This window comes from Campylobacter concisus (assembly GCF_002914005.1).
Taxonomy (GTDB): Bacteria; Campylobacterota; Campylobacteria; order Campylobacterales; family Campylobacteraceae; genus Campylobacter_A; species Campylobacter_A concisus_N.
The window spans coordinates 63,146-74,273 of record NZ_POZU01000007.1; the positions used below are offsets into that span (position 1 = coordinate 63,146).

At 35.0% G+C, this 11,128-nt stretch carries 9 protein-coding genes; 5 read left to right on the top strand and 4 right to left on the bottom strand.

The genetic code is table 11. From position 1 onward, the window contains the following. The first annotated feature begins 124 nt into the window (after nucleotides 1–124). A complete protein-coding gene (locus CYP54_RS00540; protein ID WP_103603779.1) occupies nucleotides 125–1,408 on the top strand; it encodes an anthranilate synthase component I family protein in 1,284 nt (427 codons plus the stop codon). Here CYP54_RS00540 and CYP54_RS00545 read toward each other — a convergent pair. From CYP54_RS00545 to CYP54_RS00560, 4 genes are read right to left on the bottom strand one after another with little or no spacing between them, the layout of a single operon-like run. Then, nucleotides 1,405–4,275 carry a response regulator gene (locus tag CYP54_RS00545; RefSeq protein ID WP_103603780.1) on the bottom strand — a complete coding sequence of 957 codons (2,871 nt, stop codon included), beginning with the start codon at nucleotides 4,273–4,275 and terminating at the stop codon, nucleotides 1,405–1,407. The genes CYP54_RS00540 and CYP54_RS00545 overlap by 4 nt on opposite strands. Next, a complete protein-coding gene (locus CYP54_RS00550) occupies nucleotides 4,265–5,020 on the bottom strand; it encodes a hypothetical protein (RefSeq protein WP_103603781.1) in 756 nt (251 codons plus the stop codon). Before CYP54_RS00550 ends, CYP54_RS00545 begins: the two co-directional genes overlap by 11 nt. Then, the gene (gene uvrC / locus CYP54_RS00555) at nucleotides 5,017–6,834 is read right to left on the bottom strand and encodes an excinuclease ABC subunit UvrC (protein WP_103603782.1); all 1,818 of its coding nucleotides are present in this window, start codon (nucleotides 6,832–6,834) and stop codon (nucleotides 5,017–5,019) included. The genes CYP54_RS00550 and uvrC overlap by 4 nt, the downstream gene beginning before the upstream one ends. Continuing rightward, a complete protein-coding gene (locus tag CYP54_RS00560; RefSeq protein ID WP_087580279.1) occupies nucleotides 6,828–7,277 on the bottom strand; it encodes a hypothetical protein in 450 nt (149 codons plus the stop codon). Before CYP54_RS00560 ends, uvrC begins: the two co-directional genes overlap by 7 nt. Before the next feature lie 30 nt (nucleotides 7,278–7,307). Between CYP54_RS00560 and CYP54_RS09765 the strand changes: the two genes are divergently transcribed. The 4 genes from CYP54_RS09765 to CYP54_RS00575 all read left to right on the top strand — a co-directional run. After that, nucleotides 7,308–7,475 carry a hypothetical protein gene (locus CYP54_RS09765; RefSeq protein ID WP_021091736.1) on the top strand — a complete coding sequence of 56 codons (168 nt, stop codon included), beginning with the start codon at nucleotides 7,308–7,310 and terminating at the stop codon, nucleotides 7,473–7,475. A gap of 115 nt (nucleotides 7,476–7,590) precedes the next feature. Continuing rightward, nucleotides 7,591–8,979 carry a sodium:proton antiporter NhaD gene (gene nhaD / locus CYP54_RS00565; RefSeq protein ID WP_087586234.1) on the top strand — a complete coding sequence of 463 codons (1,389 nt, stop codon included), beginning with the start codon at nucleotides 7,591–7,593 and terminating at the stop codon, nucleotides 8,977–8,979. Between the two features lie 10 nt (nucleotides 8,980–8,989). Then, entirely contained in the window at nucleotides 8,990–10,522 is a 1,533-nt protein-coding gene (gene guaA, locus CYP54_RS00570; protein ID WP_103603783.1) for a glutamine-hydrolyzing GMP synthase, read from the top strand. 83 nt (nucleotides 10,523–10,605) lie between these two features. Continuing rightward, on the top strand, nucleotides 10,606–11,128 hold a 523-nt coding region (locus CYP54_RS00575; RefSeq protein WP_141108501.1), incomplete at its 3' end, for an AAA family ATPase.

Genomic DNA, 11,128 nt, shown 5'->3' on the forward strand with positions numbered 1-11,128 from the left:
CTAAGCGGTGTTAAAAAAATAGTAAAAAGGTGAAAATTGGGCATAAATTTAAAAATTTGGTAAAAATTTTAAAAACTAAAAGCGATTTTTCTTTATAATCACCCAAAAATTAAAAAGGGAAAAAATGCTTTTAGAACAGCCGATTTTTTATTATGAAGCGATTAGAGAAAAATTTAAAAATAGCTATTTAGCTGAAGATAAGACACAGACGATAATTGGCATTGATTGCGATTATATAGATGAAAAGGATATGGATTTTTATGGGCTTAGAAGTTATTTTGATACAAATTGTAATAAATCTTTAGCTCCATTTGCGGGTCTCTTTGGTGTTTTTGCTTATGATGGCGTGAGATATTTTGAATATATCGGAGAAGAGAAAGCCAAAAAGTATGAATTTCCAAAATTTATCTATGCCGATGCAAAGGCTTATCTGCACTTTGATAAGATGAGTAAAATTTATACATTTTATGGAGATAAGAATAAATATTATGACTTTTTGCTTGATGTAAAAGTTGAAAACAAAAACAAAAACAAAAGCAAAGAGCAGAGTAAATTTAGTATAAAAACTGATCTTGGTAAAGAAAAGAAACACTTTGAGGATATGGTTGAGTTAGCAAAAGAGTATATAAGAATCGGCGATATCTTTCAGGTGGTGCTTGGTGAGTTGCTTGAAATTTCAACGAATATGAGTAGTTTGGAATTTTATAAAAAGCTCTCACTTACAAATCCAAGCCCATATATGTTTCATTTTCCTACACCTTATGGCGATGTGGTTGGCTCTTCGCCAGAGCTTGTTTTTGAGATGAAAAGTGAGCAAATTTTTGTGGCACCAATTGCGGGCACAAGACCTAGAGGAAGTGATGCAAATGCAGATGCGACACTTGAAAATGAGCTTTTAAGTGACGAAAAGGAGCTGGCTGAACACAAGATGCTAATCGATCTTGCTAGAAATGACATTGGCAGGGTTTCAGAACCAAAAAGCGTAGCTGTAAAAAATGCTATGCATATCCAAAAATATGAAAAAGTAATTCATATCGTAAGCGATGTCTATGGCAAGTGCGCCAAGGGGCTTGATCTTTTTGATGTCTTAGCTAGCATATTTCCGGCTGGCACACTAAGCGGGGCCCCAAAAATAAGAGCTATGCAGATAATCAATGAGCTTGAAATTTCTGAGCGAAATATCTATGGCGGTGGCATTGGATTTTTGCATTTTAATGGTGATGCTCAGGTTGCTATTCTTATTCGATCAGCCATATTTGTGCCAAGTGAAAATGGCTTTAGTGATGTATTTGTGGGGGCTGGAGCTGGTATAGTTTATGACTCAAAGAGCGAAAGAGAATACGCCGAAATTTGCCATAAACGAGCAAGCGTGCTAAATGTATTTAAAAATAACGCAAAAGAGTTTTAGGCGTTAAACTTAATAAATTCATAAGAGCTTTTAGCGTAGCTAGTGCCCATAGAATCGATTTGCTCTCTTACGGTAGCTGAAAGCTCTGCTTTTGTGATATTTTTAGCTAGAACTTTTACAAAAGGAAATTCACTTCTTTCTTGTGCGCCAAATATCAGCACTCTTGTATCAACCTTTTGGCTTTGTCTTATCTTATCAACAACTCTTGTTAGCTCTTTGTAGTTGAAGTCTTTTACATTTTCATCTACAAGAACGATGCCGTAAGTTTTAGTTTTTATCTTTGTTAGTAGCTCATCAAAGCTATTTGTGGTTTCAAGTGTGTTGTAAAATTCTCCTAAAGCTGAGCTAAATATTTTATTTTCCGTTGGCGATTTCTTAAATAAAATAATATTTTCGCTTTTTGCTAGATAGCTTTCGTCTATTGCAATCTCACCAAAATTTGGCAAAAATTTTCTAAAAATTTGAGCCAGTTCGTCGCTATTTATTGGTGTTTTTATATAGGCATTGAAGTATTCTTTGACACTCTCTCCATCTATATTTGAAGTATTTGAAAGCATTAGTATAATTGGAATTTTCGTATTTTGTATGGCTGCTTTTATAAGATCAAGATTTTTTTGAAGGCTATTTTTTTCAGCTTCGAAAAATTTCGAGCCAACAAAGATAAGGTCAAAATCGCCTTGCTTTATGGCTTGTTTTAGATCTTTTTTATTACAAACTCCCACAACTTCGCAGTTAAATTTACTAAAGCCACTTGCTGTTATATCTATGTAAATTTCATTAGTATCGCAGATTAAAATTTTTGGTTTATCGTTTAAATTTTTATTCATAATATCAGCTTCACCTAAGCAAAGTAGTCTTGTGATGCTTAATGGAGTTAGCGGATCTTTTAAAATGAGCGGATTTTTAATATCTTGACCTTGCTTATTGGTGTTTCTTAAAAATATAGCATCATAATTTTTTGTAATAGATGGACTAGTACTTGTTAGCATATCCACTTTGAGCCCAAGGTCTTTTGTGGTCTGCTCAAAAGCTTCGTTGTAAGCGACATTTACATCTTGCAAGAATGCTAGTTTATGATTGCATTTTATATCAAAGTCTTTATAGTTTGATGTTGTTTTAAAAATGACTACAAATTTAAACTCATTGCCAATACTTTGAAACGAATTAATCTCCAGCTTGCTTTCTAAATTTTTTAAATAAATTTGAGCGATTTTTAGATAAAACTCGCTCTCATCATTATTTAAGCTATTCTCATCATCTGAAAATATATCTGAAATTTGCTTTTCGCTCATGGCGGTTGAGCTATTTTTTATGCTAAAGCTTACAGAACAAAGTCCGCTTCTATCAAACTCTTTTTGAACTTTTTTGATAGTGATGATAATATTTTGATGTCTTAAAGACATTGATAAAGACGCCAAAAAGATAGAGTTAAATGCGGTTTTTAATGAATTTAGATTTCCTTCTAGTTCATTTGTAAGGCTTGGATCAAGATAGCTTATAAAATTTATCTTTTTACTTTGCGAATAGACAATATTTGCCTGCAAAATTTCTTCAAAGCTTTTTTGAGGATCAAATATCTCGGTTTTATTGCATTCGCTATATTTTTTAACATTTGAGATATTTTTAGCATTGTTATAAAGCGAAGTCATGATATTTGCATTTTTTTCTATCGTGTCTATAAATACTTGCTTTTTGCTATTATTTGTTTCTATTTTTAAAGCCGCGGTCGATGTAAAAATTTCTTTATTAATGGACTCTAGCTTCTTGCTCACTGATAAAATATATCTATCTTTTATCTGAAAAAAGCTGCTATCTTTTACATAGGTTTCTTTTAGATCTTCATAAGCTTTTACAAGCTTTGATATCGCATTATCCGCACTTATCTCTTTTGATGATAGGATATAACTCGATATGTATTTTGACTTATCGATAAGCACCTTTAAAAATTTCAACCTAGCAGAAATACTAAGCAAAGACAAAATGAGCAAGCCACAAAGCAAAAACTCAAAGAAGGTCTTTATGCCAAAGTTTATTTTCTCGCTCTCGGTAAGTTCTAGTAGCTCATTTTTTATGTTTATGGCACTATTTAATAAAAGTATAAATTTATCATCTTCATACTGTTTTATTAAGATGATATCTTCGATATTTAGCTTCTCAGAAAATGCGATCTTGGCTTTAGCTTCTCTTATTTTTTTAGCTTGATAGTTGGCTTCAAACTGATTAAAGTCTTTGTAAATATTTTCTTTTAGCTCACTTTTTGGAAGCATATCAAGATTTGGCGTGTTGTCTTTTACGGAATATATATTTTCTCTCACATTATTGTTTATTGAAAATAAAGGGCCATTTATAAATATATTTTTTACGTAGTATTTAGTGTTGTTTGCTAAAGAGAGTTGATTGTAAATTTTACTTAAAGTTGCGGCATAAGCTTTTATTATAAGCGGGAAGTCTCGGTCTAAATCTTGTTTAAAATCGCTATCTATTTCTCCATTTATATTTTGGAAAAATTCGTAAAATAGTTCATCAAATTTATCATTTTGGTTGAGATTTGCTAGCAATTCTTTTAATTTATTTATATTTCGTATCTCAGTGCGATCGTCTTTTCTTATAGAATTTATAAATTTCTGTGTATTTTTTAAGGTAGTATCTCGCAACTTTTTTATATCTTCTTGGCTTTTGCCTATTAGCGTATCGTGCTCTTGTATTATGGATTTTATAGTTTGAAATACTAAGGATTGTTTATATAGTTTTTCATTTAGATCTTTTAGATCTGTGAATTTTTTATAGCTTTCATTTCCGCTATATGCGCAAAAGATCGCTGAAATTATTATTGGCGCTAACAAGATATAAAATTTATTATTTTTCATGGATACTCTTTTTGCTATATTTTTTGACGATATTTTCTATCTCAATTAGTCTTTTGGTAAAAAGAGACATCTCTTTCATTTTTCCATTTTGATTGTTATCTAAAAGAGCGTTAAGCTCATTTGCAAGGTTATTAAGCTTTAAATTTAATGCAGCTTCTCTTATCTCATCTACGTATTTTTTGAGCATTATCTCGTCTTTTGCGATTATGGCTGATTGGATCTGGATAAGAATTTCTCTTGCATTGCGCAAAAATATATTTAAATAGGATGCAAAATCTTTTTTATTTAAATTTAGTATTTTAAGCGATGTTTCAAACCAGGAATCATCGATAAGTGATTGTGTCTGTGTGTCAAAAAGATACCATGCGTTTAGTTTAAAAACAGGCAGTCTTAATGTAGGTTTTACTTTTACTGCTGCTATTAGATTTTGGTTGTTTATTATGTCCTGCTTCTCTAAAAGCACGATAAAAAATTTTTCACCATTTTTTAAAATAGCATTTTGCAATCTCGCTTCTAGTAAGATCGCACCTCCATCTTTTCTTTTTAAATTTACTCTAGCGCTATTATCTTTCGTATTTTGTAAAAATTCCAAGAAGCTGTAGTTTGTACTTTCTTGGCTTGTTATGACTAGCTCGCTTATATCTTTGTATTGCAACAAAAAGTCATCTAAACTATCAAAACCCAATAGCTCAAGTGAATCTTGCGTTATCGCAGATATTTTTAAATTTTCATCGTATATTATCACTTCAAATTTCCTTCTTTGAGTACTGCAAGCTTTTCTGCTACGCTTTTATTTGTTATTTTTGCCACTTCATCTAAATTCGCTTCGCTGATTTTATCAAAACTTCCGTAAAAGCTGATTAATTTCGCGATACTGCCCTCAGATACGCCAGCTTGCTTTAGAATTGATCTTTGCATATCGTTTTTCTGTCTTGTTTTTCTGTGAAAGCTGATGACAAATCTATGGCTTTCATCACGCATTTTTTGGAAAAACTGAAGCTTTTTATCGCTCGTGCTTAGGCTAAAGCTACCATTTTTTGTATAAATTTTATCCTTTGCCTCGCCTTTTGCGCGGTGAGCTTTGGCATCGATCTTCTCTTTTGAAATGGCTATCACATCGACGTTTGCGCCACTGCTTGCTAAAATTTCACAGGCTAAGTTTAAAAGCACTTCACCACCGTCAATAACCCAAAGATCAGGCGGACTAAGCTTGTCAAATCTAAGCGCTCTAGCAGTCAGGCTCTCTTTCATCTGATCGTAGTCGTTTTTAGAGCTTAGGTGCATATGGCGGTAGTTTTGCTTCGCCCACTCGCCATGCTCATAGCGCACCATCGCCCCCACACTTGCCTCACCAAAAAGGTGCGAGTTATCGTAGGCTTCAACCACGTAAGGCGTGTGAGCTAGGTCAAAGTACTCTTTTATCTCGTTTAGTAGCTCGTTATCATGCGTTTTTAGATATTTTTCGATGCTAACTTCGGCGTTTTTTGTAGCGATCTCACAAATTTTACGTTTATCGCCTATTTTTGGGTATGTGATGCTAAATTTACGTCCAAATCTCTCGTTTAAAATTTCCTCCACCAGCTCACTATCTTCAAAGCTCTCATACACATAAATTTTGGTGCTAATTATCGGCTGACCAGCTATGAAGCTTTTTAAAATGGCCTGCTTATAAGCCTCGTTTATCTCATCTTTTTGAGCGTTTTTGGCCTGCGTGATGTCAGTTTTCACGCCAGTTATCTTGCCACTTTGCACGCTAAATCTTACCGCACAGATCATATCGTGCACGCAAGCGACCGAGTAGGCCTCAAAGTCCTCAAGTTTAGCAAGATCAACTTCAACCTTTGTTTGCATGTTTTTAAGTGTTTGTATCTTATCTCTAGTCGCGGCTGCTTGCTCGTAGTCTTCAGCCTTGGCGTAGTTTAGCATGAGCTCTTCAAGGCGAGTGATAAGCAAATTTGGATTTTGTAAGGCCGCGATAGCTTCATTTACGATTTTAGCGTAGTTTTCTTTTGAAATTTTGCCTTCACACGGGGCATAGCAGCGTTTTAGCTGATAAAAAAGGCAGGCTTTTTTGCCTTTGATGCAGGACTTTTTCTGAACGAGATTGTAATTTAGATAAAGCGCCTCAAGTAGCTCGCTAGCTCCACTAAAATATGGCCCAAAGTAGCGTATATTTGAGCCTTTTACCACCTTTCTAGTGATCTCAAATCTTGGAAAATCATCATTTAAATTTATAAAAATATAAGGATAAGTCTTGTCGTCACGAAGCAAGATGTTGTATTTTGGCTTAAGCTGCTTTATGAATGAATTTTCAAGTATCAGCGCGTCTGCTTCGCTTGGCGTGACGATGTATTCAAGATGCACAGCTTCGCTTATCATCTTTGAAATTCTAGGGCTTAGTTTTTCAGCCGGAGCTAGACTTGGGGTAAATTTAAAGTAGCTTTTGACCCTGTTTTTTAAAATTTTGGCCTTGCCGACATATAAGAGCCTATTTTGTGCGTCAAAATACTGATATACGCCAGGCTCGTTTGGAAGCGTTCTGATCTCGTCTATTAGCATCTTGCCTGCTCATTTTTCTTGAGCAAAATTTCTCTTAGCTCTTCAAATTTTTGGTGTATTTGCTCGTCTTTTGCTAAATTTTTAAACTCGCCTTTGCTAGCTGGCGCATAAAAGATGGCACTTTGCTCTTTTTGATTAAAAAATTTTAAAAATTTGCTCACGACAAATCTTATATTTTCTTCTTTTTTGTTTTTTGTATAGTTGATTTCGTTAATAGGCTTCGGAGTAAGAATGCTGTTAAAAACGCTATTTTTATTAAAATTGCAAAAGGTTTTTAATAACCTTTTTATATCATTTATACTACTATCACGCCTAAGCTCTAAAAGCCCAGTGGGATGAGTAAGAACAAAGGTCAAAACACCTTCTCTAACGTAGCAAAAAGCTATATAAAATCGTTTTGCTTTCCCCATAAGCTCTAAAAGCTGTTGGCACTCATTTGCCATGCTTAATTTTTCTTTATACAAAGGATTTTCGTGAATAGTATTTATCAAAAATTTAGCGTTTTTCATGGGCTTATCTTATCATCTTTTATTTTAATTTTTACTCTTTTTGCATTTAGCGGTTGTGGCTATAAAGATGATCCATTTTATGGAAATGCTCCCGTAAAAGAAAAGAAAACTGATAAGATAAACAAAATCTAGTAAAATTTTCGTATTTAAATAAAAATGTAATGTAAGCTTAATAATTTTAACTAACCTAATTTTTAGGCTCATTTAAGTAATATACTAAGATTTTTTATTCTACAAGGAGAGTATAATGAGGTTTTTTGGACTTCTAGGCTTGTTTTTCGCGATGGCTTTTGGTGCTGATGGAGAAACCGCAGCTATTGACTTAACTACTACATGGGCAGGAATTTTATCGCTTATAATTTTTGTTGTTGGATATTTTTTCATAGCAGCAGAAGAAAATTTCCATATCGATAAGGCAAAGCCTGCTATTTTTATCGGTACGTTTATGTTCCTACTTATCGGTGTTTATATGCTTATAAATGGCATGGATGTGCATTCGCTTGAACATGAGGTAAATCACCTGATTTTAGAGATTGCTCAGATCGTATTTTTCTTGATGGTGGCGATGACATTTATCGAAGCACTTATAGAAAGAGACGTATTTAACGCACTTAAATATAATCTCGTATCAAAAGGCTATACTTATAGAAAACTATTTTGGCTAACTGGTGTTTTGGCATTTTTCATAAGCCCAGTGGCTGATAACCTAACAACAGCGCTTATACTTTCAACCGTTCTTTTAACAATAGATAGAAATAATACAAATTTTTTAGTGGCTGGCGCGATAAACATCGTCGTTGCAGCAAATGCAGGTGGAGCATGGAGTCCATTTGGCGATATCACTACGCTTATGGCTTGGGCCGCTGGAAAAGCGCCGTTTGTCGATTTTTTCGCACTTTTCCCAGCATCTATCATAGGTTGGTTTGTAACGGCATTTTTACTTTCTCGCGTGGTACCAAGTACTGCACCACATTTTGATGTGGCAAATGAGCCAAAAGTGGTTATGAAAAAAGGCGGCAAAGCAGTTATCTTTATAGGCGCATTTACTATATTTTGTGCTGTTATGATGCATCAGCTTTTCCACTTACCAGCGATGTGGGGAATGATGTTTGGCTTCTCACTACTTAGTCTTTATACTTACTATTTCAAAAAAGCTCACAAAAATGAAGAGCCAATGCATGTATTTCACTATATGTCAAAGATCGAAAACAACACACTATTTTTCTTCTTTGGAATTTTAGCTGCAGTTGGTGCTCTTCATTTTGCTGGATTTTTAAATTACGCTGTATCACTTTATGATAAATTTGGCTCAACTGCTGTAAATATTGGCGTTGGATTCCTTTCAGCAATCGTTGATAACGTTCCAGTTATGTCAGCTGTTTTGAAAGCAAATCCAGCAATGGGAGCTGATGCAGGTGAGGCAATGAGTCAGTGGCTACTAGTGACACTAACTGCTGGTATCGGCGGTTCGATGATCAGCTTTGGTTCAGCAGCTGGTGTTGGAGTAATGGGTAAATTAAAAGGAATTTATACCTTTGGCGCACATATGAAATACGCTTGGATGGTGGTTCTAGGATATATCGTATCAATCATTGTTTGGTATGTGCAGTTTGAAATTTTTCATATCTATTTTTAAAAGGTTATAAATGAACAATACGATTATAGTTTTGGATTTTGGTTCGCAATATACTCAGCTAATAGCTAGAAGGCTAAGAGAAGAGGGCGTCTACACTGAAATTTTGCCATTTAATGCAAAGCTTAGCGAGATAAAAGCAAAAGAGCCAAAAGGTATCATTTTAAGTGGTGGCCCAGCTAGTGTTTACGCTAAAGATGCTTATTTTTGCGATAACGGCGTCTTTGAGTTAAATATCCCTATCCTTGGTGTTTGCTACGGTATGCAACTACTTGCTCACACGCACGGAGCTGAAGTTTTAGCGGCTGATCAAAAAGAGTACGGCAAGGCTGAACTAAACGTCATAAAAGAGCACAAACTATTTCAAGGTACCCCATCAAAACAAATCGTATGGATGAGCCATAGTGACTATGTAAAAGACCTACCAGAAGGCTTTGAGGTGATCGCTGAGAGTGAGAATTCGCCTTATTGCGCTTTTGGTGATGATAAACGTAAATTTTATGCGATCCAGTTTCATGCAGAGGTGCAACACAGCGAGTATGGCACGCAAATTTTAAAGAATTTTGCCAAATATATTTGCGGTTGCGAGAGCACTTGGAATATGGGAAGCTTTGCTAAAAATAAGATAGAAGAGATCAGAAAAACAGTAGGCACCCACAAGGTGCTTTGTGCAGTTAGCGGTGGCGTGGATAGCTCCGTGACTGCGGCACTTTTAGCGGCCGCCGTGCCAGAAAATTTGATCCTTGTCTTTGTTGATAATGGACTTCTTAGAACAAACGAAAAAGAGCAAGTTGAAGCTACATTTAGAACAAAGCTTGGTGTTGAGCTAGTTAGCATAGACGCGAGCGAGACCTTCCTTGGCCGCTTGGCTGGTGTAGTAGATCCTGAGAAAAAACGCAAGATCATAGGCGAGACATTTATAGAAATTTTTGAGCAAGAGGCTAAAAAGCATGGCGATGTGAAATTTCTAGCTCAAGGCACTCTTTATACTGATATCATCGAAAGCTCCGTAGTTGGCTCAAGCAAGACGATAAAGAGCCACCACAACGTTGGAGGTTTGCCTGATTGGATGACATTTGAGCTAATAGAGCCACTAAGAGAAATTTTTAAAGACGAGGTTAGAAAGCTTGGTCTTGAGCTTGGACTAAGCCGCAATCTAGTCTTCCGCCACCCTTTCCCGGGACCTGGTCTTGCTATTCGCATCATGGGTGAAGTAAATAAACCAAGTCTAGAGCTACTTCGCAAAGCTGATGTGATCTTACGCGATGAGCTAAAAAGTACTGGCTGGTACAACAAAACTTGGCAGGCATTCTGCGTGCTTTTAAATGTAAATTCTGTTGGCGTTATGGGTGATAACCGCACTTATGAAAACGCCGTGTGCGTGCGTGTGGTCGATGCGAGCGATGGCATGACTGCAAGCTTTTCAAGACTCCCTTATGATTTACTTGAAAATGTAAGCCGACGCATTATAAACGAGGTAAATGGCATCAATCGCGTAGTTTATGACATCTCGAGCAAACCGCCCGCAACGATAGAGTGGGAGTGAAGTAATAGACAAAAATAGTAAAATATTTTCTATTTTTGTCTATAATAAGCAATGAGGTATCTATATAATTTTTAGGAAAAAAAGTGAAAATTAAAATAGAAAATATTGGTAAAGTAAAATATGCCGATATCGAAATTAATGGTATTACAGTTATAGCCGGAGAAAATAATTCAGGCAAAAGCACAGTTGGTAAAGCACTGTATAGTGTTTTTAATGGTCTTTGTAACGTGGATAAGAGAATAAAAAATGAGAGAACTGATATTATCAGGTCTTATTTGGTAAGATTTTTTGATGATTTAGAAATTCCGAATAGAAAAAATAATAATAGATTTATTAAACATACATATCCTGAAATATATATGATTACCAATAGACTATCGGAGATTGATCACTTAGGCAATGTAGACAACAGGGCTATAGTTGATGAAATTTTAGATGTTCTGTCATCATCAAATGATTCTAGTTTAAGCGATATTAGAACATATATTTCTAGTAATTTAGAGAAGGTATCTCAACTAAAAGTTATTGACATAATATTGGAAATTATAAGTTTAACCGATGATGATATTCTTAGGCGTATATTCCTAAAATATCTTAGAGCAGAAT